We start from the raw sequence: 25,805 nt of genomic DNA, 5'->3' as shown, positions 1-25,805 counted from the left end.
CTATGAAGCCCTCCGGGGTGGCCGTCCACCGGGTTCCGACTAAATCCTTCAGCTCCAGCGGCCGGTCCGCCCCAGGACGAGCGCCGTCGCCGCCGTGCCCGCCGTGGAGGTGCGCAGGACGCTGCGGCCCAGCCGGTACGGCTTCGCCCCGGCCGCCTCGAAGGCCGCGAGCTCCTCCGGGGAGACTCCGCCCTCGGGGCCGACGACCAGCACGATCGAGCCTTTCGCGGGCAGTTCGGCGGCGGCCAGCGCGCCGGACGGATGCTCACGGTCCTCGTGCAGGACGGCGGCGAAGTCGGCGCTCGCGAGGAGGGCCGCGACCTGCTTGGTCGTCATCAGGTCGGCGACCTCGGGGAAGCGGGTGCGCCGCGACTGCTTTCCCGCCTCGCGGGCGGTGGAGCGCCACTTGCCGAGCGCCTTGAGGCCCCGGTCGCCCTTCCACTGGGTGATGCAGCGGGAGGCGGTCCAGGGCACGATCGCGTCGACCCCGGTCTCCGTCATGGTCTCCACGGCCAGTTCGCCCCGGTCGCCCTTGGGCAGGGCCTGTACGACGGTGATTCGCGGCTCCTCCGCGGGGTCCTCGTGCACGGACGCGAGCTCGACGGTCAGCCGGTCCTTGCCCTCGGCGGCGGAGACGACCCCGTCGGCCCAGCGGCCGCGACCGTCGGTCAGGACGACGTCCTCCCCCGGGTTCAGCCGCTTCACGGAGACCGCGTGCCGACCCTCGGGCCCGTCCAGGACGAAGAGCCGGGTGTCGTGGGGGATGGCGTCGACGACGAAGACGGGTGCGGTCATGAGGCGCTCCTGTGGACCAGGTCGGAGAGGGCGGTGTCGAGTTCGGCGGCCAGGACCTCGACGAGCTGCCCGGCGGGGAGTTCGCGGGCGAGCCGGTGGCCCTGCCCCGCCCACAGGGCCATGCCCTGGGCGTCGCCCGAGGCGGCCGCGGCCTTGCGGAGCGGGACGGTGAGGTGGTGGACCTCGGGGTAGGCGGCGGGGGCGTACGGCCCGTGCTCGCGCATGAAGCGGTTGACGAGCCCGCGCGCGGGGCGCCCGGAGAAGGCCCGGGTGAAGGCGGTCCTGGTGAACAGCGGATCGGTCAGGGCCCGCTTGTGCAGCGGGTGCGCGCCGGACTCGGGGCAGCCGAGGAAGGCGGTGCCGAGCTGGGCGGCGTCGGCCCCGGCGGCGAGGACGGCGGCGATCTGCGCGCCGCGCATGATCCCGCCGGTGGCGACGATCGGCAGTGCGACGCTCTCGCGGACCTGGGTGACGAGGGCGAGGAGCCCCGTTCCCGGGATGCCGTCGTCGGCCGGGTCGTCGCGGTACGTGCTCTGGTGCCCGCCGGCCTCGGCGCCCTGGACGCAGACGGCGTGGGCGCCGGCCCGCTCGGCGGCGAGGGCGTCCTCGACGGAGGTGACGGTGACGACCGTGAACGTCCCGGCGCGGGCGAAGGCGGCGAGCGTCTCCGGCGAGGGGCAGCCGAAGGTGAAGGAGACCACGCGGACCGGGTCGTCCAGGAGGATGGCCAGCTTGGCGTCGTAGCCGTCGTCGCGGCAGTCGTCGGCCACGCCGAGGGAGGTCTCGTACCAGGTCGCCTCACCGGCGAGCTGGTGCCGGTAGACCTCGACGGCGGCGGGGTCGGCGTGCGGGCCGCTCTGCGGCATGAAGACGTTGACGCCGAAGGGGCGCGCGGTGAGCCCGCGTACCTGCTTGATCTCCTGGTACAGGCCTCCGGCCGTCTTGTACCCGCCGGCCAGGAAACCGAGCGCACCGGCCTCGCAGACGGCTCCGACGAGCTCGGGACAGGAAGCGCCACCCGCCATGGGGGCCTGCACGATCGGATACCGAAAGAGATCGTTCAGTGCGGTGGTGGACATACGGGCATCGTTTCATGACGGTGCGGCGCGGCCGAATCGGTACGTCAGGTCCCGGAACACAGGCCTCTGGAAACGGGAAGGGGCGGGGCGACTCATCGCCGTCCCGCCCCTTCCCACCGTCACGCTGTCGCCCGATCAGGGCTGCCGATCAGGGCTGCCGATCAGGGCTGCCGATCAGGGCTGCCGGCCTGATCCGCCGGCGGATCCGCCCGATCAGGCCCACCCGATCAGCTCCGCCCGTTGAAAGCGTCCTTCAGACGTGAGAACAGGCCCTGCTGCCCCGGCTGGAACTGACCGGTGGGCCGCTCCTCGCCGCGCAGCTTGGCCAGCTCGCGCAGGAGCCGCTCCTGCTCCGCGTCGAGCTTGCCCGGGGTCTGCACCTCGACGTGCACGATCAGGTCGCCCCGGCCGTTGCCCCGCAGGTGCGTGATGCCCCGGCCGTGCAGCGGGACCGACTGGCCGGACTGCGTGCCCGGTCGGATGTCGATCTCCTCGATGCCGTCGAGGGTCTGCAGCGGCACCTTCGTGCCGAGCGCGCCCGCCGTCATCGGGATGGTCACCGTGCAGTGCAGGTCGTCGCCGCGCCGCTGGAACGTGTCGTGCGGGATCTCGTGGATCTCGACGTACAGGTCGCCAGCCGGACCACCGCCGGGGCCGACCTCGCCCTCGCCAGCGAGCTGGATCCGGGTGCCGTTGTCGACACCGGCCGGGATCTTGACGGTGAGGGTGCGACGGGAGCGGACCCGGCCGTCGCCCGCGCACTCGGGGCACGGGGTCGGGACGACGGTGCCGAAGCCCTGACACTGCGGGCAGGGCCGGGAGGTCATGACCTGGCCCAGGAAGGACCGGGTGACCTGCGAGACCTCGCCACGGCCGCGGCACATGTCGCACGTCTGCGCGGAGGTGCCGGGAGCGGCACCCTCACCCGAACAGGTGGTGCAGACGACGGCCGTGTCGACCTGGATGTCCTTGGTGGTGCCGAAGGCCGCCTCGTTGAGGTCGATCTCCAGGCGGATCATGGCGTCCTGGCCGCGGCGGGTCCGCGAGCGCGGACCGCGCTGCGAGGCCGTGCCGAAGAAGGCGTCCATGATGTCGGAGAAGTTGCCGAAGCCACCCGCTCCGAAGCCACCCGCGCCACCGCCGCCGGAGGCCGAGAGCGGGTCGCCGCCCAGGTCGTAGACCTGCTTCTTCTGCGCGTCCGAGAGGACCTCGTAGGCGGCGTTGATCTCCTTGAAGCGTTCCTGCGTCTTCGGATCGGGATTGACGTCCGGGTGCAGCTCGCGCGCGAGCCTCCGGAAGGCCTTCTTGATCTCGTCCTGGGAAGCGTCGCGGCGCACGCCGAGTACGGCGTAGTAGTCCGTGGCCACTTACGACTCCGCCAGGATCTGTCCGACGTAACGTGCCACTGCGCGTACCGCTCCCATCGTTCCGGGGTAGTCCATGCGGGTCGGTCCGACCACGCCGAGTTTGGCGACTGCTTCGCCGCCCGAACCGTAGCCGACCGAGACGACGGACGTGGAGCTCAGCCCCTCGTGGGCGTTCTCGTGCCCGATGCGTACGGTCATGCCCGATTCCTTGGCCTCGCCGAGCAGCTTGAGGAGCACGACCTGCTCCTCCAGAGCTTCCAGGACGGGCCTGATCATCAGGGGAAAGTCGTGTCCGAAGCGGGTGAGATTGGCGGTGCCGCCGATCATCAGCCGCTCCTCGTGCTCCTCCACGAGCGTTTCGAGGAGGGTCGCGAGCACGGTCGAGACCGTGGCGCGGTCCTCGATCTCCTCGAAGGACTCGGGGAGGTCCTGCACCAGCTGCGGCACGTCGGCGAACCGGCGTCCGACGACCCGGCTGTTGAGCCGGGCCCGCAGGTCGGCGACGGAGGTCTCGCCGAAGGGCGCGGGGCAGTCGATGACACGCTGCTCGACGCGGCCGGTGTCCGTGATGAGCACGAGCATCAGGCGGGCCGGGGCCAGCGCGAGCAGCTCCACGTGACGGACGGTCGAGCGGGTCAGCGAGGGGTACTGCACGACGGCGACCTGCCGGGTCAGCTGCGCGAGCAGCCGCACCGTACGCCCGACGACGTCGTCGAGGTCGACGGCACCGTCCAGGAAGTTGTGGATCGCGCGCCGCTCGGGCGTCGACAGCGGCTTGACGCCGGCGAGCCGGTCGACGAAGAGCCGGTAGCCCTTGTCGGTCGGGATGCGCCCGGCGCTGGTGTGAGGCTGGGCGATGAACCCCTCCTCCTCCAGCACGGCCATGTCGTTGCGGACCGTGGCCGGTGAGACGCCGAGCTTGTGGCGCTCGGTGAGCGCCTTGGAGCCGACGGGCTCCTCCGTCCCGACGTAGTCCTGGACGATGGCGCGCAGCACCTCGAGTCTGCGTTCGCTGAGCATTCGTGCGCACCTCCAGCTGTCGTCGTCGTTCCGGATGCTCCGGTTACTCCGGTTTTGGCACTCACCCTGCCCGAGTGCCAGCAATCCCCCGGCCAGTGTACGGCGGCGGACAACGCTCCTGGCAAGGAGGCGGGGGCGCACCCGCTAGCGTCGCCCCATGGACGTTGATTGGGAAGCGTACGGCTGGGAGCGGTTGGCGGACGGAGTGGGCAGACGCCGACTGCCCGGCTGGGACGCCACGGTGGGCCTGGTCGTGGGGGCGAAGGCGCTCCTGCTGTACGACACGGGCTCGACGCTCGCGGAGGGAGCGGAGCTGCGGACCCAGATCGAGGGGCTGACGGGCGGCCGAAGAGTGACGCACATCGCACTGAGTCACCCGCACTTCGACCATGTCTTCGGCACCGCGGTCTTCGCCGGCGCGGAGGTTTTCGGCGCGGTGGGGGTGGACGAGCTGCTGAGCCGGACGCGGGACCGGGAGGACCTGCGCGAGGACGCCGTGACGCAAGGGGTCGACGAGCGGGCGGCGACGGAGGCGGCGGACGCCCTCGTGGCCCCGCGGCACGTGGTCTCCGGCGAATGGACGCTCGACCTGGGCGGCCGGCAGGTACTCCTGGCGAACGTCGGCCCCGGCCACACGGGCCACGACCTGGCGCTCTGCGTCCCCGGGGACCGCGAGATCGTCTTCTGCGGCGACCTGGTGGAGGAGTCGGGCGAGCCGCAGGCCGGACCGGACGCGATCCCGTCCCGCTGGCCGGACGCCCTGGACCGGCTGCTGTCGCTCGGCGGCGAGGACGCGGTGTACGTACCGGGCCACGGGGCGACGGTGGACGCCGCATTCGTACGGACACAGCGCGAGGAACTGGCACGCCGCTTCGCCGTGTCATAACGTCGCGCAAATGCGCAGCTACGACCCGGATCTGACACCCGCCTGGAAGCGGTCGGCCCCTGTCCCGGAGATCCCGGCGGACCACGACCTCGTCGTCGAGGAAGTCACCACGGGCTTCTGCGGGGCGGTGATCCGCTGCGAGGCCGGCACCGTGACCCTGGAGGACCGCTTCGGCAAGCACCGGGTCTTCCCGATGGAGCCGCGCGGCTTCCTCCTGGAGGGCCGGGTGGTCACCCTGGTCCGCCCGACCGCCGCCGCGCCGGTACGCCCCACCCGTACGGCCTCCGGTTCGGTCGCCGTCCCGGGCGCGCGGGCGCGCGTGGCGCGGGCGGGCCGGATCTACGTGGAGGGCCGGCACGACGCCGAGCTGGTCGAGCGCGTCTGGGGCGACGACCTGCGGATCGAGGGCGTCGTCGTGGAGTACCTGGAGGGCGTCGACGACCTCCCCTCGATCGTCGCCGAGTTCGCCCCCGCCCCCGACGCCCGCCTCGGCGTCCTCGTCGACCACCTCGTCCCGGGATCCAAGGAGTCCCGCATCGCCGCCCAGGTCACCTCCCCGGACGTCCTCGTCGTCGGCCACCCGTACATCGACATCTGGGAGGCCGTGAAACCCTCCTCGCTCGGAATCCCGGCGTGGCCCGCCGTGCCGCGCGGCCAGGACTGGAAGACCGGCGTCTGCCGCGCCCTGGGCTGGCCCTCGGACAACACCGGCGCGATCTGGCAGGCGATTCTCAAGCGCGTGGAGTCCTACAAGGACCTGGAGCCGGAGCTGCTGGGCCGCGTGGAGGAGCTGATCGACTTCGTGACGGCGCCGTAGGGGCGGTCCGCGGCGCGCACGTCCCACGGCATCCCGCCTCCCGGGACGGGGGTGTCCCGGCGTCTCGGGACTCCGGATCCCGAACTGGGCCAACGCCTGCCCGGTGAACCTCGCGGAGGACGGCGGCTGGGGCAACGAGACGCAGTGGGCGTGGCCTTCCAGCGCTGGAAGCTGGGTGACTCCCGGGCGGACGGCATCGTCGGTCCCAACACCGGCGACAAGATGATGGAGACCCTGCGGCAGTACAACCAGGCGACGGCGAACTACTGCTACCGGTACCTGCCGACCCACTGACCCTTCCGGCCCGCGCCCCCGGACGGGGGCGCGATCTCAGCTCAGTCCACCAGGTCCCGCACCACCGCGTCCGCGAGCAGCCGGCCCCGCAGGGTCAGGACCGCGCGCCCGGCCTCGTACGACGCGGGGTCGAGGAGCCCGTCCCCCAACGCCCGGCCGGCGGCGACCCGGCCCGCCGGCTTGAGGATCGAAAGCTCCACGCCCTCCCGGAGCCGCAGCTCGAGCAGCACCCGCTCCACCCGCCGGTCCTCGTCCGAGAGCAGCTCCCGGCCGGCGCCGGGCGACTTCCCGGCGCCGAGGGCCGCCGCGTACGCACCGGGGTGCTTCACGTTCCACCACCGGACGCCGCCCACGTGGCTGTGGGCGCCCGGCCCGGCGCCCCACCAGTCGGCGCCGCGCCAGTACAGCTCGTTGTGGAGGCAGCGCCCGGCCTCTGAGGTGGCCCAGTTGGACACCTCGTACCACTCGAAACCGGCCTCGGCGAAGACGGAGTCGGCGATCAGGTACCGGTCGGCGTGCACGTCGTCGTCGGTCATCGGCACCTCGCCGCGCCGGATGCGCCGCGCCAGCTGCGTCCCCTCCTCGACGATCAGCGCGTAGGCGCTGACGTGGTCGGGTCCGGCGCCGATCGCCGCGTCGAGCGAGGCCCGCCAGTCGTCGTCGGTCTCCCCCGGCGTGCCGTAGATCAGGTCGAGGTTGACGTGCTCGAACCCGGCGGCGCGCGCCTCGGCGACGCACGCCTCGGGGCGCCCGGGGGTGTGGGTCCGGTCGAGGATCTTCAGGACGTGCTGCTTGGCGCTCTGCATGCCGAAGGAGATGCGGTTGAACCCGCCCTCCCGCAGCTCGGCCAGGTACTCGGGGTTCACCGACTCCGGGTTCGCCTCGGTCGTCACCTCGGCGTCGTCCGCGAGCCCGAACTCGTCCCTGACGGCCCCCAGCATCCGTACAAGGTCGCCGGCGGCGAGCAGCGTGGGCGTACCGCCGCCGACGAACACCGTCCGCACCGGCCGGGGGTCGTCGCCGAGCACCTTGCGGGCGAGCCGGATCTCCTGGGTGATCTGGCCGGCGTAGTTGTCCCGGGAGGCGAGCACGCCACCGGCACCGCGCAGCTCGCTCGCGGTGTACGTGTTGAAGTCGCAGTATCCGCAGCGCGTCGCGCAGTACGGCACGTGCAGATAGAACCCGAGGGGCCGCTCGGCCGCCCCTTCCAGGGCGTGCGCGGGCAGCGCCCCGGTCTCGGGCACGGACTCACCATCGGGCAGTACGGAAGGCATGAGCCCATTGTCCCGTACTGCCCGAGGTAAACGGTCTGACCTGTGGACAACCGGAGTCCGCCCAGCTCAGGAGGCCCCGGAAGCGACTCCGGAGCCGACTCCGGAACCGGCCAGGGAACAGGCCCGGGAACAGGCCTCGGAGCTGGCCCCGGAACCCGCCCCGGAACCGGCCGGGGAACAGGCCCGGGAACAAGCCCCGGAACCCGCCCCGGAGCTGGCCGGGGAACAGCCCCCGGAGCTGGCCCCGGAACCCGCCCCGGAACCGACCTCAGGACTCGCGCGAGCCCGCGTACATCTCCTCGATGAGCTCCTTGTACTCCCGCTCCACCACCGGCCGCTTCAGCTTCAGCGACGGCGTCAGCTCGCCGTGCTCGATGTCGAGGTCACGCGGCAGCAGACGGAACTTCTTGATCGTCTGCCAGCGCTGGAGGCCCTCGTTGAGGCGGTCGACGTAGCCCTGGACGAGCGCCTGGGTCTGCGGGGCGGCGACGACCTCGGCGTACGACTTGCCCGCGAGGCCGTGGTCGGCGGCCCAGCCGAGGATGGCGGGCTCGTCGAGGGAGATCAGGGCGGTGCAGAAGTTCCGGTCGGCGCCGTGGACCAGGATGTTCGAGACGAACGGGCAGACGGCCTTGAACTGGCCCTCGACCTCGGCCGGCGCGATGTACTTGCCGCCGGACGTCTTGATCAGGTCCTTCTTGCGGTCGGTGATCCGGAGGTAGCCGTCGGCGGAGAGCTCGCCGATGTCGCCGGTGTGGAACCAGCCGTCGGTCTCCAGGACCTCGACCGTCTTCTCCGGCAGGCCGTGGTAGCCCTCCATGACGCCGGGGCCGCGCAGCAGGATCTCGCCGTCGTCGGCGATCCGGACCTCGGTGCCGGGGAGCGGCTTGCCGACGGTGCCGGTGCGGTAGGCCTCGCCCGGGTTGACGAAGGACGCGGCGGAGGTCTCCGTGAGGCCGTACCCCTCCAGGATGTGGATGCCCGCGCCGGCGAAGAAGTAGCCGATGTCGGGGGCGAGCGCGGCGGAGCCGGAGATGCAGGCCCGCAGGTTTCCGCCGAAGGCCTCGCGGATCTTGCTGTAGACGAGGACGTCGGCGACCTTGTGCTTGGCGGTGAGGCCGAAGGGCGCGGAGGCGGTGCCGGTGCGGCGGAAGTTGTCCTGGCTGGCCTTCGCGTACTCGCGGGCGACGCCGGCGGCCCACTGGAAGATCTTGTACTTGGCTCCGCCGGCGGCGCGGGCCTTGGCGGCGACGCCGTTGTAGACCTTCTCGAAGATGCGCGGCACGGCCGCCATGTAGGTCGGCTGGACCACCGGAAGGTTCTCGATGATCTTCTCCACCCGGCCGTCGAGGGCGGTGACGTGCCCGACCTCGATCTGGCCCGAGGTGAGGACCTTGCCGAACACGTGCGCGAGCGGCAGCCACAGGTACTGGACGTCGTCCTGGGTGACCAGACCCGTGGCGGCGATGGCCTTGGCCATGTACGACCAGTTGTCGTGCGGGAGACGGACGCCCTTGGGGCGACCGGTGGTGCCCGAGGTGTAGATGAGAGTGGCGAGCTGCGTGGAGGTGATCGCGGCGACCCGCTCCTTGACGGCCTCCGGGTGCTTCTCCAGGTACGCGCGACCGCGCGCCTCCAGGTCGGCGAGGGAGAGGACCCAGTCGCCGTCGGTCTCCGCGCCCTCGGCGTCGATGACGACGACGTGGCGGAGGTCCGGCAGGTCGGCGCGGCGCTCGACGGCCTTGGCGAGCTGGACCGCGTCCTCGGCGATGAGCACCTTGGACTCGGAGTCGGAGAGGATGAACGCCGACTCCTCGGCGTTGGTCGACGGGTAGACCGTGGTGGTCGCGGCGCCCGCGCACATCACGCCGAGGTCGGCGAGGACCCACTCCACCCGGGTGGAGGAGGCGAGCGCGACCCGCTCCTCGGGCTGCACGCCGAGGTCGACGAGGCCGGCGGCGATCGCGTAGACCCGATCGGCGGCCTGCCCCCAACTGAGCGACTTCCAGTCGTCGGGACCGGTGCCGGACGCGGCGGGCACCGGATACCGGTAGGCCTCCCCGTCGGGGGTCCGCTCGACGCGCTCAAGGAAGAGGGTCGCCACGGAGGGCGGCCGGTTCTCGATCAGGGTCTGTGTGTCGCTCACGACGTCCTCCGGGCGGCGGCGGTGCCTGCTGGCGGTGCGTAACTACGTAACCGTCTCTGTGACCGTCTACGTAACTAACTGGCGAGTAACCTTCGATTCGGGATCAGAGTAAAGGCCCGAGGACCGGCGCGTAAGAGCCTGCAGGGGCCCGCTTCATAACGAACGGGTCCACGCGCCGTCGGCACGTGGACCCGTTAGATGCACAGCGCAGCTACTCGCTGCCACTTCGACCGTCCGGCCGGCTACTTCTTCTTGCGGCTACTTCTTCTTGCCGGAGGACTCGTCGCTCGAGAGGACGGCGATGAAGGCCTCCTGCGGCACCTCCACCGAGCCGACCATCTTCATGCGCTTCTTGCCTTCCTTCTGCTTCTCCAGCAGCTTCCGCTTACGGGAGATGTCACCGCCGTAGCACTTGGCGAGGACGTCCTTGCGGATGGCGCGGATGGTCTCGCGGGCGATGACCCGGGAGCCGATCGCGGCCTGGATCGGTACCTCGAAGGCCTGCCGCGGGATGAGCTCGCGCAGCTTGGCGACGAGCCGCACACCGTAGGCGTACGCGGCGTCCTTGTGGGTGACGGCGGAGAACGCGTCAACCTTGTCGCCGTGCAGCAGGATGTCGACCTTGACCAGGCTGGAGGCCTGCTCGCCCGTGGGCTCGTAGTCGAGGGAGGCGTAACCGCGCGTCTTGGACTTCAGCTGGTCGAAGAAGTCGAAGACGATCTCGGCGAGGGGCAGGGTGTAGCGGATCTCCACCCGGTCCTCGGAGAGGTAGTCCATGCCGATCAGCGTGCCGCGACGGGTCTGGCACAGCTCCATGATCGCGCCGATGAACTCGCTCGGCGCCAGGATCGTGGCGCGCACGACGGGCTCGAACACGTCATCGATCTTGCCCTCGGGGAACTCGCTCGGGTTCGTGACCGTGTGCTCGCTGCCGTCTTCCATGACCACGCGGTACACGACGTTCGGCGCGGTGGCGATCAGGTCGAGCCCGAACTCCCGCTCGAGCCGCTCACGGATCACATCGAGGTGGAGCAGACCCAGGAAGCCGACGCGGAAGCCGAAGCCGAGCGCGGCGGAGGTCTCGGGCTCGTAGACGAGCGCGGCGTCGTTGAGCTGGAGCTTGTCGAGGGCCTCTCGGAGGTCCGGGTACTCCGAGCCGTCCAGCGGGTAGAGGCCCGAGAACACCATCGGCTTCGGGTCCTTGTAGCCGCCGAGGGCCTCGGTCGCGCCCTTGTTCAGGGTGGTGATCGTGTCACCGACCTTGGACTGGCGGACGTCCTTCACACCGGTGATGAGGTAGCCGACCTCGCCGACGCCGAGACCGTCGGCCGGCGTCATCTCCGGAGACGAGACACCGATCTCCAGCAGCTCGTGGGTGGCGCCGGTCGACATCATCTTGATGCGCTCGCGCTTGTTGAGCTGCCCGTCGATCACTCGTACATAGGTCACGACACCCCGGTACGAGTCGTACACGGAGTCGAAGATCATCGCGCGGGCGGGAGCGTCGGCGACGCCGACCGGCGCCGGAACGTCCCGGACGACCCGGTCGAGCAGCGCGTCGACACCGACACCGGTCTTCGCGGAGACCTTGAGGACGTCCTCCGGCTGGCAGCCGATGAGGTTGGCGAGCTCCTCGGAGAACTTCTCCGGCTGGGCGGCCGGCAGGTCGATCTTGTTCAGCACGGGAACGATGGTCAGATCGTTCTCCATCGCCAGATACAGGTTGGCGAGGGTCTGCGCCTCGATGCCCTGGGCCGCGTCGACGAGCAGGACCGTGCCCTCACAGGCCGCCAGCGAACGCGAGACCTCGTACGTGAAGTCGACGTGTCCGGGCGTATCGATCATGTTCAGGATGTGCGTGGCGCCCTGGGCCGGCCCCTCGGTCGGCGCCCACGGCAGCCGGACCGCCTGGGACTTGATCGTGATGCCCCGCTCCCGCTCGATGTCCATGCGGTCGAGATACTGGGCACGCATCTGCCGCTGGTCGACCACACCGGTCAGCTGGAGCATCCGGTCGGCGAGCGTGGACTTGCCGTGGTCGATGTGCGCGATGATGCAGAAGTTGCGGATCAGAGCCGGGTCGGTACGGCTCGGCTCGGGCACGTTGGTAGGAGTCGCGGGCACGCAGGGTCTCGTCTCGGGGCGATGTCGGATCGATACGTAGGCTCCATGGTCCCATGCCCGCCGCCCTGTGCCCGGTTTGGGCGGCCCCGCGGGTGACTGATACTGTGGACAGCTGTGTCTCGTGTGCCCTCTCAGCCCGCGAGCCACAATCCAGAAGGAACATCGAACCTGTAAAGGCTCTTTCGTGGCGAACATCAAGTCCCAGATCAAGCGGAACAAGACCAACGAGAAGGCGCGCCTGCGCAACAAGGCCGTCAAGTCGTCGCTCAAGACCGCGATCCGCAAGGCCCGTGAGGCTGTCGCCGCCGGCGACCTCGAGAAGGCCACCGTTGCCACTCGCGCCGCCTCGCGTCAGCTCGACAAGGCTGTCTCGAAGGGTGTCATCCACAAGAACGCCGCCGCCAACAAGAAGTCGGCGCTGGCGATCAAGGTTTCCTCCCTCCAGGGCTGAGCTCTGATGTAACCGGTCGTACGGGACCCAGCGGGCCCTCTCTCCCGCTCCCGCCCGACCACCTGGACTCGCACGCGGACGCGTTCGCCACGCGGGTGCGAGCCCACCCATCTGTACGCCGAAGGCCCCGCCGCCTCCTTCCCCAGGAGCCGCCGGGGCCTTCGCCGTACCGGGGCGCAGCAGGGTTGGGCGCGGCACGGCAGCGGCCGAGCACGGCATGCCAGCTCTGAGGGCGGCACGACTGGGCAGGACACGACTGGGCACGGCGGGCCGGGGCCAGCAGGGCGAAGCCCCCCACAGGGCACATCCCCGAGGGCAGGACGGGGGCCGGAACGGAGTTCCGGACAGCGCGGCGGGAGTTACAGCAGGGGCGGGCGGGGGCCTGGACAGCGCGGCGCGAAGCCGCCGGGGGGCTGGGCGGAGGCCTGGACAGCGCGGCGCGAAGCCGCCGCAGGGGACTGGGGCGCAGCCCCAAACACACGGCGCGAAGCCGCGGCAGGGACCGGGGCGCAGCCCCGGACGGCATCAACCCGCGCCAGCCCCCGGCAGGGTTTCGGGAAGGGGCGGGGTGGGGGAATCGAACCGCCCCGGAGCAGCGCACCCGCACCGCATCCATAGGGCACCCCGCCGCCCCCTACCGCCGCAGCCGCGCCGCCCGCGCCACCGCCACGACCGCCTTCTCCAGGGCGTACTCCGGGTCGTCGCCCCCGCCCTTCACCCCCGCGTCCGCCTCCGCGATCGCCCGCAGCGCGAGGGACACCCCGTCCGGGGTCCAGCCACGCATCTGCTGCCGCACGCGGTCGATCTTCCACGGCGGCATGCCCAGCTCACGCGCCAGATCCGCCGGCCGCCCGCCCCGCGCCGACGACAGCTTGCCGATCGCCCGTACGCCCTGCGCCAGCGCGCTGGTGATGAGCACCGGCGCCACCCCGGTCGAGAGCGACCAGCGCAGCGCCTCCAGGGCCTCCGCGGCACGCCCTTCGACGGCCCGGTCGGCCACGTTGAAGGACGAGGCCTCCGCACGGCCGGTGTAGTACCGCCCGACGACCGCCTCGTCGATCGTCCCGTCGACGTCCGACGTCAGCTGCGCGCACGCGGACGCCAGCTCCCGCAGGTCGCTGCCGATCGAGTCCACCAGCGCCTGGCACGCCTCCGGCGTCGCCGCGCGCCCGAGCGCCCGGAACTCCTGCCGTACGAACGTCAGCCGCTCCGCCGGCTTCGTCGTCTTCGGGCAGGCCACCTCCCGCGCCCCCGCCTTGCGCGCGGCGTCGAGCAGGCCCTTGCCCTTCGCGCCGCCGGCGTGGAGCAGGACGAGCGAGATGTCCTCGACCGGGTCGTCGAGGTAGGCCTTGACGTCCTTGATCGTGTCGGCGGAGAGGTCCTGCGCGTTCCGCACGACGAGGACCTTGCGCTCGGCGAAGAGCGACGGGCTCGTCAGCTCGGCCAGCGACCCGGGCTGGAGCTGGTCGGAGGTGAGGTCGCGCACGTCCGTGTCGGCGTCGGCGGCCCGGGCGGCCGCCACCACCTCCTGGACGACGCGGTCGAGGAGCAGGTCCTCCTGCCCCACGGCGAGCGTCACGGGGCCGAGGAGGTCTTCGGGGGAAGTCTTTCTGGTGGCCATCGCCGTCCAGCATCCCACGGGCCACTGACAGCCACGCCCGGCAGCGACGCCCGCCGCCGCCCGGCACCGGTCCCCGACAGCACCGCCCGAAACCCATGCCCGAGAATGTCCGGGTGAGCGAACGACGACACGTACTGGTACTCCCCGACCGCGACGCCGCCGAGGAGGTCGCCCAGGAACTCCCCGACCGTTTCGGCGTGGCCGAGGCACCGCAGCTCGTCCGGGACGCCCTGGCCGGGGAGGACGACGCCGAGGACGCCCAGTGGCTGGTGGTCGTCGAGGACCCCGACGGCCGGCTCGACGCGGCGGCGCTCGACGAGCTCGCCGCCGAGTACGAGGGCTGGCTGGAGGCCCCGTAACCGCCCCACGTAACCGCACCCCGCGAGCGGCTCTCAGCCCTGCGTGGCCTTGGGGACGATCTGGATGTCGAGGTCGATGCTGATGCTGGACCCGACGGCCGCGATCCCGCGCGCGAGCAGCGTCTGCCACGTGAGGGTGAAGTCCTCCCGGTGCAGCTCGGTGGTGGCCCGGCAGGCCCCTCGCGTCTCGCCCTCCAGACCGCTCCCGATGCCCAGGTACTGGGTGTCGAGCGTCACCGTACGGCTGACGCCGTGGAGGGTGAGCGCCCCGGTGACGCCCCAGCGGCTGCCGCCCCGGTGGACGAAGCGCTCGCTGTAGAACTCCAGCGTCGGGTACGAGCCGACGTCGAGGAAGTCCCCCGAGCGCAGGTGGTCGTCGCGCATCTGCACCCCGGTGTCGATGGAGGCCGCGTCGATGACGACGTGCATCGCCGACTGCTCCATGCGGTCGGCGATCCGCACCGCTCCCGCGAAGCTGTTGAACCGGCCGTGGATGCGGGCGAGGCCGATGTGGCGGGCGGTGAAGCCGATCTGCGAGTGCGTCGGGTCGATCTCCCAGTCGCCCGGCTCCGGGAGCTGGGGCTGCGCCGCGATCTGGAGCAAGACGTCACCGACGCCCGTATGGCCGCCCTCGGTGACGACGGCACTGCCGTGGTACGGCGTGTAGCCCTCGGCGGTGACCGCGAGCCGGTAGTCGCCCGCCGGTACGGTCGCGAGCGCCGTGCCGTACGGGTCGGTCTCCCCGCCCAGCACCTTGCGGCCGACGGCGTCGCTGAGGACGAACTCGGCCTGCCGGACCGGTTCGTGCACGGGGTCGATGACCCTGCAGCTCAGGACCCCCGCCGAGGCCGGGATCGCGAGACCGGCGAGCGGACCGCCCCGAGCGGCGCCCGCCGCCCGCTTTCCGAAGAGACGATCGAACATTCTTCACGCACCCCCGCATGACTCGTTCACTATGCAACGAAGTTGCATTCGATCACTGTTGAGGCGTTCGAGGCAAACGAGCCAAGTGTTACCGAGGGTCCGAATTTTGGGGATTCCGTTTAGCACCCCCGCTGCGCCCCCGTCTCAGGCGTGCGGCCTCACGACGACCGGCAGCTCCTCCAGCACGATCCCGAACAGCTCCCGATACGCGTCCCTCACCTCCTCGTCCCCGTCGAGTACCCGCTCGACGCGCTCCCCCAGGGCGCGGGTGATCAGCTTCCGGTCGCTGAGGGTGATCCGGCCCTCCTCCGTGAGCAGGGAGCAGATGAGGGACCGCGGAAAGTGCGAGTCGGGCGAGGTCCGGTGGTACCAGGATCCGGCGGTGAAGTCCGCGAGCTCGCGGGGCCGCACCTCCAGCCGGTACTGCGGCTTCCCGTCCCGCAGTACGTCCAGATCGCCCGGAGCGCCGTCGGCCGCCTCCTGGACGCGGAAGACCCCGCCCGGGTCCTTCTGGTCCCCGCGCTCGTCGAAGGCCAGCGGATAGTGACTGTGGTCGCCGAAGCCGACGTCGGCCAGCCACCGCTCTCCGTCGGCCGTCTCCACGAGGAGCGCCATGTGGTCGTACGGGATCCCGAGCTTCCCCGTCGGGTCGACGACACGCGCCTGGAGCAGCGAGACCCGGTAGCCGAGCTCCCTCAACAGAACCGCGAACGTCGTGTTGATCTCATAGCAGAAACCGCCCCTGCGGCCGCCGACCACCTTGTCGACCAGCGCCTTCTCGTCCAGGACGATGTCCTCGCCGAGATGGATCGAGAGGTTCTCGAAGGGCACGCTCAGCAGGTGCCGCACATGCAGCTCGCGCAGGGCGGTGGCGTCCGCGCTCGCGGGCCGCGGCGCGCCGATCCGCTCCAGGTAGGCAGCGGCGTCCGGAAGGGCGGGCGCCGTCGGGACGGGGGCGTCCGATTCATCACTCACACGGCCAGTCTCCCTCTCCTCGGATGGTCACGACGCCCCGACGGGGGTCGACTCCTCTTTCCTCGCGGGCAGTTCACGCATGCGCGCCAGCGGCGAGGGCAGCAGCCAGAGCACGGCGAGGACGGCTCCGCCGGTGGCGATCCATAGCGTCGGGCGCAGTCCGATGGCGGTGCCGAGCAGACCTCCGGCGAGCGCGCCGAGGGGGCGGAAGCCGTGGTTGAGCGTGCGGTACGCGCCCACGACCCGGGCCCGTAGGGCGTCGGGGACCACCGCCATCTGGAACGAGCCCGCGGCGATGTCCACGATCATCACCGCGACGCAGGAGAGGAACTCCGCGACGAAGAGCACGGCCACCACCAGCGGAAGCGGTCCGTCGGCCAGAGGTATCAGGAGCAGGGGCAGTGTGAAGCCGAGGAAGCCGACGACGATCGAGGCGCCGATGCCGATCCGTCGGACGACCGCTCCGCTGCACGCGGCGCCGATGAGTCCGCCCACCGCTCCGGCTCCGAGGATCAGTCCGAGCAGCCCAGCCCCGATGCCGAGGTCGGCAGTCGCGTAGAGCACGAAGAGGGTGTGGAACATGTAGTTGAAGAACTGGACGGTGCCGGACGCCGAGAAGAGTGCGCGCATCGAGGGCTCACGGAGCACCCAGCGCATCCCCTCGGTGAAGTGCCCCTTGGCCACGGGGGCCGGCGGGGGTTCGACCGCCTTGATCCGGGCCAGATAGCCGGCCGACACCAGATAGGTGAGGGCGTCGGCGACCAGGGCGAAGGGCGCGGTGAGGACCTGCACGAGGACGCCGCCGATGCCCGGTCCCGCGAGCCAGGACATCGAACGGCTGCCGTTGACCAGCGCGTTCGCCTGGACGTACCGGTCGGTGGGGACGAGCGCCACGAGGAGCGTGGTGTTGCAGACCTCGAAGAGCACAGTGAGCGCGCCGATGCCGAAGGCCACCGCGTACAGCTGCCCGAGCGTCAACGCGTCGAGCGCGTAGGCCACGGGAAGGGTCAGCATGAGCGCCGCCCGCCCGAGGTCCGCCGCGATCATGGCGCGCCTGCGGCGGGCCTGCCGGTCGGCCCAGGCGCCGAGGGGCAGGTTGAGCAGGAGGGCGGGGAGAAGCTCGGCGGTCTTGAGCCAGCCCATCTCGGCGGCGTCGGCGCCGAGGATGAGGACGGCGGCGAGCGGGAGGGCGATGAGCGAGATCTGGTCGCCGACGAGCGAGACGGTCTGCCCGGTCCAGTAGCGGCGGAAGGTCCGCTCGCGCAGCAGTGCCGGTATGCGTTCCACGAGGGTCATCCCGCTCACTCCGCTTCTCGGTTGTCGGGAATCTCCTGGTCGACGTAGGCCATCCGCAGGATGGTCACGGCCCGGGTGCCCTCCGGCCTGAGGGACGGGTCGGTCCCACGCTCTTCGTAGGGCCGAAGCAGTGCGTCGATCCGCTTCCCGAGCTCGGTCAGCTCCGCAGGGGCGAGATGGAGCAGGGTGTCACCGAACTGCTCGGCCTCTCGCCACTCCTTCGGCAGTGCGTGCCGGTTCTTCATGGCCCGCGCGACCCGCTCGAAGTGGAGCTCGGTCGCGGCGGCGCTCAGCGCGCCGGCGGCCTCCGCGACCGCCGCGTCCTCGCTGTACTCCGGCCACTCCGTGTACCGGGCGGTGGCCTGCCAGGGCTTCTCCCGCCCCCGGCCGCCCGGCGCCTCCTGCACGAGGCCGTACTTGGCGAGTATCCGCAGGTGGTAGGAGCAGCTGGCCACGGACTCGCCGGTCAGTTCGGCGGCCTTGGTCGCGGTGAAGGGGCCGCTGACACGCAGTAGCCCGACCAGAGACATGCGCAGGGGGTGGGCGTAGGCGCGCAGGGCACGCGGGTCGGTGAGGCGGATGCTGCGGGGCTGCTCGCCCTCGGGTCGCGGGTCGCTGATCTCCGGCATGATGAAAACCTATCTTTAGAAAGATTTCTTTACAAGCATTTCTTTACATAGCGCTCCACCCCCTCGGTACGGCCACGAGCGCATGCCTCGCACCCACCACCGCGATCGCCCCGTCCCGGTCGGTCCGCAGCACCCGCGACCCACCGGCCCGCAGCGCCTCCAGCGTCCGGGGCGACGGATGCCCGTACGGGTTGTCCCGCCCTGCCGACACCAGCGCGAGACGCGGCCGAACGGCCCGTATCAGCCCCGGATCCTGGTGCGCGGATCCGTGGTGGGCCACCTTGAGCACGTCCACCGGACCCAGCCCCGGACTGCCCCTCAGAAGCGCGCGCTGAGCCGGTGGTTCGAGGTCACCGAGGAGCAGCAGCCCCAGCCCTCCGGCGGTACGGACGAGGAGGGTGACACTGGCGTCGTTCGGACCGTCGGCCGATCCGCCGGGGCCGGCCGGCGGCCACAGCACCCGCCACTCCAGGCCACCGACCCTCCGGTGCTCCCCCGGCCCGGCACGGACCAGCGGCACTCCCGCGGCGGCCGCCGTCCGCCGCACGAACGCGGCCTGCGCGGGTGGTTCTTCGAGCCCCGTGGTCTGGATCGCCCCCACCGACCGCCCCCGCAGCACCCCCGTCAGCCCGGCCACATGGTCGGCGTGGAAGTGCGTGAGCACCAGCAACGGCACCCGCCGCACCCCGAGCTCCCGCAGACAACGGTCCACCGGTACGGGATCGGGTCCGGCGTCCACCACCACGGCCGCGTCCCCGCCCGCCGCCAGCACCGTCGCGTCCCCCTGTCCCACCTGTTCCCTGTCAAGTTCAGCGTGTCGCAGGCGGACTTGCTGAACGATGGGGTCTCGCGACTGGGGAACAAGGCCCTCCCGGCCTGCCCGACAGGGGCTCCAGATGCCACCGAGCGCAACCAGTTACTTGGCTTATGATGACAAGTCACATTGGTGATGTAGGGACGGGTGCCATGGTGGGGACTGGCCAGGACGGTGCCGACGCCGCTGAGCGTCGACTTGGAAGAGCCGTCATTTTTCTTCTACAGCAGGCTCCGATGGTGACGAACAACGTCATCCGGGCCGATATTGCGACATTGCTTCGTGCCGGTCAGGCCATGGATTTCGCCTCGCGCCTTCACGGATTCAGCAGGGTATCCAGCCCTGATCTCATTCGGCAATTCGCGAGGCAGGCCGGCATCGCTGACATGGATCTTGTCTCGCAGATCCTCCCGGTTCTCAAGCAGGCAGACGTCATCGACTACACGCTGGCCACCGATGGCGCCATCGCGCATGTCGAGGAGTTCATCGGAGTCTCAGGAACCGTTATCCATCAGGCATTCAAGGTCTTGGGGATCTTGGGTCCTTCCGAGAATGAACTTGCACTTCTTCACAGCATCGAGATCGCCTCTTGGGCGCCACTCACTAAGACCCAGCATCTTGATCAGATCGTCAAGCGAGGAATCGGAGACGACGCGGCCGCGAAGGGGCTGGGCTACTCTCTCGCAACTTCGGTCAATCGCCGGGTCTTCTCTAGTGACCTAAACGAAGATGTCGTCTTCAACCCGAACGTCTGGGGAACCGGCCAGGTCCAGATCGCATCCTTCCTCCAGTCCCTCCCCCCGAACGAACGGGATGCGCTGCTCGCCATCTGCGAGAAAGCAACCGCCCGCCCTGGTTCCACTCTGGATATCATGGGAGGCAATCCTGCCATCATTCGAAGCGCGCGCAAGGTCGGTCTGATCCAGGCCGCAACTGTGAAATCTAGCGCCCATGGCCAACCTCTGTCACAGACCTACGTCTTCTCCCCGCTCGTTCAAACCACAGATGACCAGTCGACGACGACTGAGGCACTGCACCTGCGTAAGCTGTTCCTCGCTCACATCCTCTTCGGGCAGGAAAAAGCCCGACTCGGCCTGGGCAGGATCAACGACCCAGTCGTCCTCGTCTCAAAGCTCCTGAACTCCAGGTCCGTCGGTCCGGCCACCAACATCGGAACGGACTATCACCTTCTAGAGTCCGCTGGAGTCGTGCGGGTCGAGGAGCTTTCCAATGGGAGAGCCTTCCTTAAGTTGATCAAGGAAGAAATCGTTCGGGATGGCCTCGACTGGCTCAAGGCAAGCGTCGGCAATATTCCCGGCAGTGGCTCGTCTTCGTTGAAGATGGAAAATGTCCCCGGTTCCTTCATGACGCCGGAAGAGGACCGATCTATGATGCCCGATGACGCAGCCAGCGATGAGATCACGACCGCTGCAATTCTCGAACTGAGGAAGGAAGCCCAGCGTGCAGTCAGGCACGAGAGCCCGTTCGGGCGGTAGCGGGGGGGCCACCCCGAAGTCACCTCCCATCGGAGAACAGCTGGAAGCCCGGGTTGCTCAACTCTGGTTCTGGGAAGGTTACTATGCCCGGTATGGCGTCAATCTCCAGCGTTACTACCAAGAGCCGATCCTTGTCACGGATCTGGATCTCTTTGCTTTCGACTTCAGCCCCCACCTCTCCCTGATCAAACACATTGGTGAGGTCAAATCCGGGACTGGCAAAAGCGCGGAAAAGCCGCTGGATAGGCTCGTATGGCTCCGCGGGCTGCGTGAACTCGTCGGCGCTGACGCCGCAGAACTAACGATGGCCAAAGGTGTCACCAGCCGAATTCGCGACTTGGGGCGGAGCCTGGATGTCGCGGCCCAGAGTGTCCAAGATTTTGAGCGCAGGGAAAGTAACGCCGTCGGCAAGATGGCAGATCTCGGCTCTCATGGTGTAAGCGCACTGATCCTGGAAAAGGAAGTTCGGGAAACCTGCAAGCGTGTACCGGATCTAGAGCGAGCATTCTGGTTCCTGCGTGGCGAAGTTCTTTTCCTTGACCATTTCTTGGCGATCAAGCAACTGCTCGATCTACTCCAAGGAATCAGCAAGTATTGGACCCCTCGACTCCAAGACGCGGAGGCTCGCGCCGTCAGGTGGCTGGCATCAGAAAGCGTCAGCATCCTCACCCTGAAGTTGGTTGCGGCCTCTTCGACCGCAGTCACGCTCGACAGAAACGCCTGGGACGCTCTCGTTTCAGAAAGGCTCGCAGAGGGCGCCGTCCCGATGCATCAAATGCGGAAGATCTCGGACTCGGTCGATAAGTTCGTCGCCGGCATCCTGTCTGCGGCAAGAGTTGCCCCCGAGATCCGCACCGAGGCGATCGGTGCTTTCCTGCCCGAGCCTCCTGACTATGCCGCTTCCCTAGCGGAACTCTGCTGGAGATTGAAAAGTGATGCTCCAGTCGCCCGTGTTCTTCCCCGCCAAATGGACATCTTCATCTTTGAACGTCTGACTCACCAAAGGCATATCGACGCCTCGGTTGTCGGACGCCTCGGTCTGCAAAGGGACGCGTTTGGGCGATCGCGGCGCCTGATCTCTGCCTTCTTGCGAGGGTGCGGGGCCAGTTTCGATGAACTGGAACAGGCGCTGGTCGGACCTGCCATGCCCGGAGACGAAATCAGCGTCGAAATCCATGCAGGCGAGGCAGATCCTTCAGGAACGTGATACTGGCTGGGGTGGCAGGACTCGGAGCTTCCCCGCGCGCTCAGCCAATCGGAGTCGGAGTTGTCGATTCTCCGACTCCGATTGGTGTAGGGCTCCGATCAGTGCTTCGACGTCAGTCCGTAGCTGCTGGATTTCCTCGGCATCGGCAACGCGAAGTTCCTTGAGTTTGACAACCTGCTTTCGGAGTCGCCGTTCTTGGTCGGGGGTGCCGCCTCGGGCTCGAACCCTCTCATAGAAGTCGTTCTTCAGATCGAGATGGCGTTGGGTGAGCGCATTGCGTGGAACTCCGGCTTCGATGGCGAGGGCGACGATAGTGAGTGCGCCGTTGGATTCCTCAGGAGTGCCCGCCAGGATTCGGTCTATTGCGGCCTTGATCCGGTCGCGTTCGTCGGGGGCGGGGCTCATGCGGAAGTCTCCTCGCGGGTAATACGGTTGCTGCGGTGGTGCTCGACCAGCATGCGGAGCCGGTCGGCCTGGTCTCGGATCCGGTCAGCCAGCGGCAAGGGGACCGATTCAGAGGCCGCTTGCTTCTCCAAGGACTCGGCCTGCCAGGTCATTTCGGCAGCGTGCTGATCGGTGCGAGTGATGTTGACGCAAGAGGACACACAGCGATCGAGCGACGGAGTGTCGGCGGCGGTAGTCCGGTGGCAGAGCGCCTTTTCTCGGTTGTAGACACACATCAGGTAGGCGTGAGGGTTGTCGTGAACGGCGAGGACGGGGTTCCTGAGGATGTCCTGGGCCTGGCGGGCGGTGCGGATCGAACCGGCGAAGGTCGGAACTTGGGCTGCTGCGTGGATGGCTCGGCGGGCCGCGGGACCCGACAGGCCGGCGCCTTCGGCGAGGCCCTCGTGCAGGCTCATGAGTGTGTCCGCGGTGGCCCGTGCCGTTTCGATGTCGAGGAGGGTATGGATTCCGTCGCGGCTTCGAGCGGCGTATCCCGCGCTGACGGTAGTCCGAAGATGGCCGTACTGAACGGCGAGCGCGACCAGTCCGCCGGGGCGGCGGGCGATGTGCCAGGCCAGCGTCCTCCGGAATCGCGATGTTCCGACCCTGCCGTGTAGATCGGGAGGGACAACCTCGGTTGGCAGATCGAGATGGTGCGCCAGGTCATTGGCCCAGGAGATAAAGTCCTCAATCCTGCTGTTCATCGTATGGGCGAGAAGCGAACCGGCATTATCGGGGCGGTGGTTGGGGAAGTCATGGGCGCTGGAGTCGAAGAGGAGACTCTCATTGGGGACGATCTCCTCCAGGATGCGGATGGCGTTCACCGCCGGCTCGATCGCAACCCAGGGAGCCTCTCGGAGTTCGCCTCCGGAGTGGTGGTTTCCGTTCTCGTCCCGAGCGGTCTTGTAGGTGTTGCCGAAGATGAGGTGCCGGCCGGTTGCCGGTTGGGGGCAGCAGCCGGTGCGTAGTCCGAGTACCTCGCCGGGGCGCATGCCAGTGAGGTAGGCCAGGACAATGAAGCAGGCCGTGCCCAGGTGCCGCATCAGCACGTCGGCGTCGGCGAAGTCGATGGAGTCCGCCCACCTGCGGCCGTGGACGAGCGCGGTGATGGTCGCGGGCAGCGGGCTCCGTCCCGGGTGTTGGGCCCGGTAGTCCCGCCAGGCCTTGCGACGGGTCATGTTGGACACCTGGCCGATCGAGGCGCCGGTGAGACCGGCGATGTAGCTCACCGAGGTGACGTGCTTGCCCGCGTGGATGTGCATGGGGATGGGCCCGCCGGCCGCGGCAATCTCGTGCAGATAGGCCTTCAGAGAGGCCAGTGACTCATTGGTGGCGATCGCATTCTCGGCCCGCTCGATTAGCCTATTCTTCTCCGTCCAGGCAGCCAGGATGTCGGGGGCCAGGTCATCGACTGTCCGCATGGCCCAGATCAGCAGCGGCCCCATAGTTGCCGGTGTGATCGGCTCGGCGGAGTTCTCGCCGCTGCCGTCTGTCGCAGGCGGGAGATAGTCGTCGACCCCTTCGCGTTCCCAGGGAGGTTGGGCGACGCCATGCGGAGCGATGCTGATCGTGTCGAAGACCCAAAGGCGGGTCAGCGCGGTCATACGGTGCAGGACGGTGGACCGCGAGAGTCCACGTTCGCGTACCAGATGAGCGATGTATTCGGTGTAGGTCTGGTCGTCGCAGTCTGCCACGCTCGTGATTTCCGCGGCGTGCATCCAGCGGGCGAAGTCCCGCCAGACCATGGCGACTTCGTAGATGCTTTCGGCGTTCATGCGGGTTCGCCAGGCCCCCGACCGGCCGCGCAGGAAGGAGTCCGGCAGGCTCCCGTTGATGAACGCGTGTGTGATCTGCCGCAGTTCGTGTTGGGTGGTTCGGGGGAACTTGGCCCAGTGGATGCTCTTGCGCTCGACGCTCGGGTTGGCGTTCAGCGGAGCCAGGGACCATGTCGCGTCGCCATAGCAGGACATGGGCTCGTCGGGGCTGACGACGAGCGCGGCGTCGATGACCAGGGTCTGTGCCGTGGGCCGGGAGTGTCCAGCGGCGAGGAGGATTGTCACGCGTCGTAGTGTCCGTTCAGAAGGTGGTCGATGATCCCTCGGTCCTCGGCTGTGACGCCAGCCAGTGCCTGCTGCCAAACGGGCTCGCCGAGCCTGGCTTTGAGGTCTTCGAGACGGGCGTGCGCGTCGTGCCAGTCAGCGTCCCAGAGATCGGGGGCGAGGACGTCCCGCAGGCTTTTGAGGCTGCGGTGCAAGTGGGCCAGGCGGGGATGGTGAACGGGGGTGACACGGGCGTTCGGACAGGCGGTGCAGAGCAGGAACGACGCGCGGCAGCCGGTTCCGACCGGGGTGAACGGGCTGTTGCCGTAGTCGGTGCAGTCGGTTGTGGCCGTTTCGAGGGCGTCCGGTGCAGGTCCATCGCTGAGCCGGGCCCGCAGGACCGTGTTGCGTGCCTGATCGAGGGCCTCGCTGATGCCCGCGGCGATCACTGGGATCGCCGCTTCCTGGACCTGGGGCTCAGGTAGCACGTAGACACCGTCGTGCGTGTCCTGGGAGTTCTGGCCTGGTTCACGTCGGTGCAGGGCGTTGACGGTCTTGCGGAGACGTCTCATCGGTGAGCCGGGCAAACCGGTCTTGCGGGCCCAGTCGCTGGCCGCCGCGTCGTGCAGTCCGATGCCGAACATCTCGACCCACAGGTTCTCCGGGACGGTGCGGTCCCTGGGGTAGTTCTCGCGCCATATCAGGAGTCGGTCCACGTCGGGATCAAGCTCGGCGACGGCTTGCCGGGCCGGTGCCGTGGCTTGTAGAGCCTTGGTGATCAGTCGGCCCGGGGAGTCGGGCCCGAAGTCGGTGAGGTTCCTGGTCTCGAAGTGTCGGCCAGCGCCTCGGCGGGCCTTCTCCAGCTCCAGGCGATAGACGGGAATCCCGTTCTCACCGGAGCTCGGCGTCGCGCGTGGGACACGCAACTTGGAGACAGTGGTCGCGTTGAGGCCTTGCTCGGCGGACAGCAACACCGCCAGGGCGACGGCCTCCATCCGGTTCAGGAAGAGCCGCCGCCAGGTGTGCAGTGCATTCTCCCCGCCCAGGGCGACGCTGTAGCGGTTGATGACCCGGACTCGGCCGTCGGTTCCCTGATAGCGCGGGACGTTGCCGGTGCGGGCCAGAGTGTCCAGCGCCTCGCCGATCAGATGCTCACGGGTGTCCGGCACGACCGCCCCGGCCCTCCACTTCTGCAGGAGCACGGTGTTCTCGCTGATCCGCAGGTGAGCGGTGCGGAACATCCGCTGTGCCGTGGTGCGGACCTGGGTGAACTCGTCGGGTGGCAAGGCCGTCTCGGTCTTCTTTACTAGGGGGACGCGTTTCGCCATCACCTCTATGAGCGGCCCGGTCACTCGTGCGTCCCTCTGGAGGAAGGCCGCGACGCGGGTGATCTGAGCGCGGCCGGAGGCGTTTTGAGAACGGCTGAGCCGCCAGCGGTTCCAAAGGCCCGCTGTCAGGTCGGGGATGTCGGTGGGTGGGGTTTCCTCCATGGCGAGGAATCGCGCGAAGGTCTGCAACTGCCGCCAGGTGGCCAGACTCGCCGACAGGGCGTTCCAGCCTCCTCCCGGCTCGCAGCGTGCGGCGAACAGCACCGCCCACGACCGCTGCATAGGTGTCGGGACCGGGAGTTCGGCGAAGTCGTAACTCCGCATGGCGCCATCGCGGTCACGGTGGCGGACCAGAACAAGGCCTGGCTCCAGAACCAGTGGCCGGCGGTGGGGCTGCGGCGGCAGGGCTGCGGAACGGCC

The 25,805-nt window shown here is 69.2% G+C and carries 22 protein-coding genes and 1 pseudogene; 7 read left to right on the top strand and 16 right to left on the bottom strand.

Annotated features, from left to right (window positions below; translation table 11 throughout):
• Nucleotides 1-48: 48 nt before the first annotated feature.
• The 4 genes from ACWFR1_RS04965 to hrcA form a co-directional block, all read right to left on the bottom strand.
• A complete protein-coding gene (locus tag ACWFR1_RS04965; protein ID WP_453546531.1) occupies nucleotides 49-795 on the bottom strand; it encodes a 16S rRNA (uracil(1498)-N(3))-methyltransferase in 747 nt (248 codons plus the stop codon).
• Entirely contained in the window at nucleotides 792-1,874 is a 1,083-nt protein-coding gene (locus ACWFR1_RS04960; RefSeq protein ID WP_453546529.1) for a nitronate monooxygenase, read from the bottom strand. Before ACWFR1_RS04960 ends, ACWFR1_RS04965 begins: the two co-directional genes overlap by 4 nt.
• A gap of 227 nt (nucleotides 1,875-2,101) precedes the next feature.
• The gene (gene dnaJ / locus ACWFR1_RS04955) at nucleotides 2,102-3,241 is read right to left on the bottom strand and encodes a molecular chaperone DnaJ (RefSeq protein WP_453546527.1); all 1,140 of its coding nucleotides are present in this window, start codon (nucleotides 3,239-3,241) and stop codon (nucleotides 2,102-2,104) included.
• The gene (gene hrcA / locus ACWFR1_RS04950; protein ID WP_453546525.1) at nucleotides 3,242-4,261 is read right to left on the bottom strand and encodes a heat-inducible transcriptional repressor HrcA; all 1,020 of its coding nucleotides are present in this window, start codon (nucleotides 4,259-4,261) and stop codon (nucleotides 3,242-3,244) included.
• A gap of 157 nt (nucleotides 4,262-4,418) precedes the next feature.
• On the opposite strand from hrcA, the gene ACWFR1_RS04945 reads away from it, so the two are divergent.
• The 3 genes from ACWFR1_RS04945 to ACWFR1_RS04935 all read left to right on the top strand — a co-directional run bounded on the left by ACWFR1_RS04945 (nucleotide 4,419) and on the right by ACWFR1_RS04935 (nucleotide 6,258).
• The gene (locus ACWFR1_RS04945) at nucleotides 4,419-5,147 is read left to right on the top strand and encodes an MBL fold metallo-hydrolase (protein ID WP_453546523.1); all 729 of its coding nucleotides are present in this window, start codon (nucleotides 4,419-4,421) and stop codon (nucleotides 5,145-5,147) included.
• 10 nt (nucleotides 5,148-5,157) lie between these two features.
• Nucleotides 5,158-5,964 carry a DUF3097 domain-containing protein gene (locus ACWFR1_RS04940; protein WP_453546522.1) on the top strand — a complete coding sequence of 269 codons (807 nt, stop codon included), beginning with the start codon at nucleotides 5,158-5,160 and terminating at the stop codon, nucleotides 5,962-5,964.
• 150 nt (nucleotides 5,965-6,114) lie between these two features.
• Nucleotides 6,115-6,258: a hypothetical protein gene (locus tag ACWFR1_RS04935; protein ID WP_453546520.1), complete on the top strand. Its 144-nt coding sequence runs from the start codon at nucleotides 6,115-6,117 to the stop codon at nucleotides 6,256-6,258.
• Between the two features lie 41 nt (nucleotides 6,259-6,299).
• Here ACWFR1_RS04935 and hemW read toward each other — a convergent pair whose 3' ends face one another.
• The 3 genes from hemW to lepA all read right to left on the bottom strand — a co-directional run bounded on the left by hemW (nucleotide 6,300) and on the right by lepA (nucleotide 11,802).
• Nucleotides 6,300-7,532 carry a radical SAM family heme chaperone HemW gene (gene hemW, locus ACWFR1_RS04930; protein WP_453546518.1) on the bottom strand — a complete coding sequence of 411 codons (1,233 nt, stop codon included), beginning with the start codon at nucleotides 7,530-7,532 and terminating at the stop codon, nucleotides 6,300-6,302.
• 268 nt (nucleotides 7,533-7,800) lie between these two features.
• Nucleotides 7,801-9,678 (bottom strand): AMP-dependent synthetase/ligase, encoded by a 1,878-nt coding sequence (locus ACWFR1_RS04925; RefSeq protein WP_453546515.1) that lies wholly within the window; start codon nucleotides 9,676-9,678, stop codon nucleotides 7,801-7,803.
• 258 nt (nucleotides 9,679-9,936) lie between these two features.
• The gene (gene lepA / locus ACWFR1_RS04920; protein WP_453546513.1) at nucleotides 9,937-11,802 is read right to left on the bottom strand and encodes a translation elongation factor 4; all 1,866 of its coding nucleotides are present in this window, start codon (nucleotides 11,800-11,802) and stop codon (nucleotides 9,937-9,939) included.
• A gap of 184 nt (nucleotides 11,803-11,986) precedes the next feature.
• Here lepA and rpsT point away from each other — a divergent pair, with 184 nt between their 5' ends.
• Nucleotides 11,987-12,253, top strand: a complete 267-nt coding sequence (gene rpsT, locus ACWFR1_RS04915) for a 30S ribosomal protein S20 (RefSeq protein ID WP_317595090.1) — start codon at nucleotides 11,987-11,989, stop codon at nucleotides 12,251-12,253.
• 634 nt (nucleotides 12,254-12,887) lie between these two features.
• Here the strand turns inward: rpsT and holA are convergent.
• On the bottom strand, nucleotides 12,888-13,874 hold the full coding sequence (gene holA, locus ACWFR1_RS04910) for a DNA polymerase III subunit delta (RefSeq protein ID WP_453546510.1): 987 nt from the start codon (nucleotides 13,872-13,874) through the stop codon (nucleotides 12,888-12,890).
• Between the two features lie 95 nt (nucleotides 13,875-13,969).
• Here holA and ACWFR1_RS04905 point away from each other — a divergent pair, with 95 nt between their 5' ends.
• Nucleotides 13,970-14,233, top strand: coding sequence for a hypothetical protein (locus ACWFR1_RS04905; protein ID WP_453546507.1), 264 nt, complete (start codon nucleotides 13,970-13,972; stop codon nucleotides 14,231-14,233).
• A 33-nt stretch (nucleotides 14,234-14,266) separates the two neighbouring features.
• Here the strand turns inward: ACWFR1_RS04905 and ACWFR1_RS04900 are convergent, their stop codons facing one another.
• The 5 genes and pseudogenes from ACWFR1_RS04900 to ACWFR1_RS04880 form a co-directional block, all read right to left on the bottom strand.
• Nucleotides 14,267-15,157: a YceI family protein gene (locus ACWFR1_RS04900; RefSeq protein WP_453546505.1), complete on the bottom strand. Its 891-nt coding sequence runs from the start codon at nucleotides 15,155-15,157 to the stop codon at nucleotides 14,267-14,269.
• 144 nt (nucleotides 15,158-15,301) lie between these two features.
• A complete protein-coding gene (locus tag ACWFR1_RS04895) occupies nucleotides 15,302-16,132 on the bottom strand; it encodes an arylamine N-acetyltransferase family protein (RefSeq protein ID WP_453546503.1) in 831 nt (276 codons plus the stop codon).
• 27 nt (nucleotides 16,133-16,159) lie between these two features.
• Nucleotides 16,160-17,428 carry an MFS transporter gene (locus tag ACWFR1_RS04890; protein ID WP_453546501.1) on the bottom strand — a complete coding sequence of 423 codons (1,269 nt, stop codon included), beginning with the start codon at nucleotides 17,426-17,428 and terminating at the stop codon, nucleotides 16,160-16,162.
• A gap of 5 nt (nucleotides 17,429-17,433) precedes the next feature.
• Complete coding sequence (locus ACWFR1_RS04885) at nucleotides 17,434-18,057, bottom strand: winged helix-turn-helix domain-containing protein (protein ID WP_453546499.1); 624 nt, start codon at nucleotides 18,055-18,057, stop codon at nucleotides 17,434-17,436.
• A gap of 43 nt (nucleotides 18,058-18,100) precedes the next feature.
• Nucleotides 18,101-18,850 (bottom strand): annotated as a pseudogene (locus ACWFR1_RS04880) (ComEC/Rec2 family competence protein); the annotation flags it as partial.
• A 257-nt stretch (nucleotides 18,851-19,107) separates the two neighbouring features.
• On the opposite strand from ACWFR1_RS04880, the gene ACWFR1_RS04875 reads away from it, so the two are divergent.
• The gene (locus tag ACWFR1_RS04875) at nucleotides 19,108-20,367 is read left to right on the top strand and encodes a hypothetical protein (RefSeq protein WP_453546497.1); all 1,260 of its coding nucleotides are present in this window, start codon (nucleotides 19,108-19,110) and stop codon (nucleotides 20,365-20,367) included.
• Nucleotides 20,333-21,574: a hypothetical protein gene (locus tag ACWFR1_RS04870; RefSeq protein ID WP_453546495.1), complete on the top strand. Its 1,242-nt coding sequence runs from the start codon at nucleotides 20,333-20,335 to the stop codon at nucleotides 21,572-21,574. The genes ACWFR1_RS04875 and ACWFR1_RS04870 overlap by 35 nt, the downstream gene beginning before the upstream one ends.
• On the opposite strand, the gene ACWFR1_RS04865 is transcribed toward ACWFR1_RS04870, so the two are convergent.
• From ACWFR1_RS04865 to ACWFR1_RS04855, 3 genes are read right to left on the bottom strand one after another with little or no spacing between them, the layout of a single operon-like run.
• On the bottom strand, nucleotides 21,563-21,979 hold the full coding sequence (locus ACWFR1_RS04865) for a hypothetical protein (RefSeq protein WP_453546492.1): 417 nt from the start codon (nucleotides 21,977-21,979) through the stop codon (nucleotides 21,563-21,565). The genes ACWFR1_RS04870 and ACWFR1_RS04865 overlap by 12 nt on opposite strands.
• Complete coding sequence (locus ACWFR1_RS04860; RefSeq protein WP_453546490.1) at nucleotides 21,976-24,078, bottom strand: integrase; 2,103 nt, start codon at nucleotides 24,076-24,078, stop codon at nucleotides 21,976-21,978. Before ACWFR1_RS04860 ends, ACWFR1_RS04865 begins: the two co-directional genes overlap by 4 nt.
• Nucleotides 24,075-25,709: a hypothetical protein gene (locus ACWFR1_RS04855; RefSeq protein WP_453546487.1), complete on the bottom strand. Its 1,635-nt coding sequence runs from the start codon at nucleotides 25,707-25,709 to the stop codon at nucleotides 24,075-24,077. Before ACWFR1_RS04855 ends, ACWFR1_RS04860 begins: the two co-directional genes overlap by 4 nt.
• Nucleotides 25,710-25,805 lie beyond the last annotated feature (96 nt).

The organism is Streptomyces sp. NPDC055103, assembly GCF_053607625.1.
Note: the sequence above shows the minus strand (reverse complement) of the source record. Positions and strands in the feature narration are given on the sequence as shown.

Excerpts from the sequence above, each read along its gene's own strand:
- ACWFR1_RS04945 (WP_453546523.1), top strand. The coding sequence starts at position 4,419 with ATGGACGTTGATTGGGAAGCGTACGGCTGGGAGCGGTTGGCGGACGGA.
- ACWFR1_RS04900 (WP_453546505.1), bottom strand. The coding sequence starts at position 15,157 with ATGTTCGATCGTCTCTTCGGAAAGCGGGCGGCGGGCGCCGCTCGGGGC.
- holA (WP_453546510.1), bottom strand. The coding sequence starts at position 13,874 with ATGGCCACCAGAAAGACTTCCCCCGAAGACCTCCTCGGCCCCGTGACG.
- ACWFR1_RS04885 (WP_453546499.1), bottom strand. The coding sequence starts at position 18,057 with ATGCCGGAGATCAGCGACCCGCGACCCGAGGGCGAGCAGCCCCGCAGC.
- ACWFR1_RS04865 (WP_453546492.1), bottom strand. The coding sequence starts at position 21,979 with ATGAGCCCCGCCCCCGACGAACGCGACCGGATCAAGGCCGCAATAGAC.
- hemW (WP_453546518.1), bottom strand. The coding sequence starts at position 7,532 with ATGCCTTCCGTACTGCCCGATGGTGAGTCCGTGCCCGAGACCGGGGCG.
- ACWFR1_RS04875 (WP_453546497.1), top strand. The coding sequence starts at position 19,108 with ATGGTGACGAACAACGTCATCCGGGCCGATATTGCGACATTGCTTCGT.
- ACWFR1_RS04890 (WP_453546501.1), bottom strand. The coding sequence starts at position 17,428 with ATGACCCTCGTGGAACGCATACCGGCACTGCTGCGCGAGCGGACCTTC.
- ACWFR1_RS04960 (WP_453546529.1), bottom strand. The coding sequence starts at position 1,874 with ATGTCCACCACCGCACTGAACGATCTCTTTCGGTATCCGATCGTGCAG.
- hrcA (WP_453546525.1), bottom strand. The coding sequence starts at position 4,261 with ATGCTCAGCGAACGCAGACTCGAGGTGCTGCGCGCCATCGTCCAGGAC.
- ACWFR1_RS04965 (WP_453546531.1), bottom strand. The coding sequence starts at position 795 with ATGACCGCACCCGTCTTCGTCGTCGACGCCATCCCCCACGACACCCGG.
- ACWFR1_RS04905 (WP_453546507.1), top strand. The coding sequence starts at position 13,970 with ATGCCCGAGAATGTCCGGGTGAGCGAACGACGACACGTACTGGTACTC.
- ACWFR1_RS04855 (WP_453546487.1), bottom strand. The coding sequence starts at position 25,709 with ATGCGGAGTTACGACTTCGCCGAACTCCCGGTCCCGACACCTATGCAG.
- ACWFR1_RS04940 (WP_453546522.1), top strand. The coding sequence starts at position 5,158 with ATGCGCAGCTACGACCCGGATCTGACACCCGCCTGGAAGCGGTCGGCC.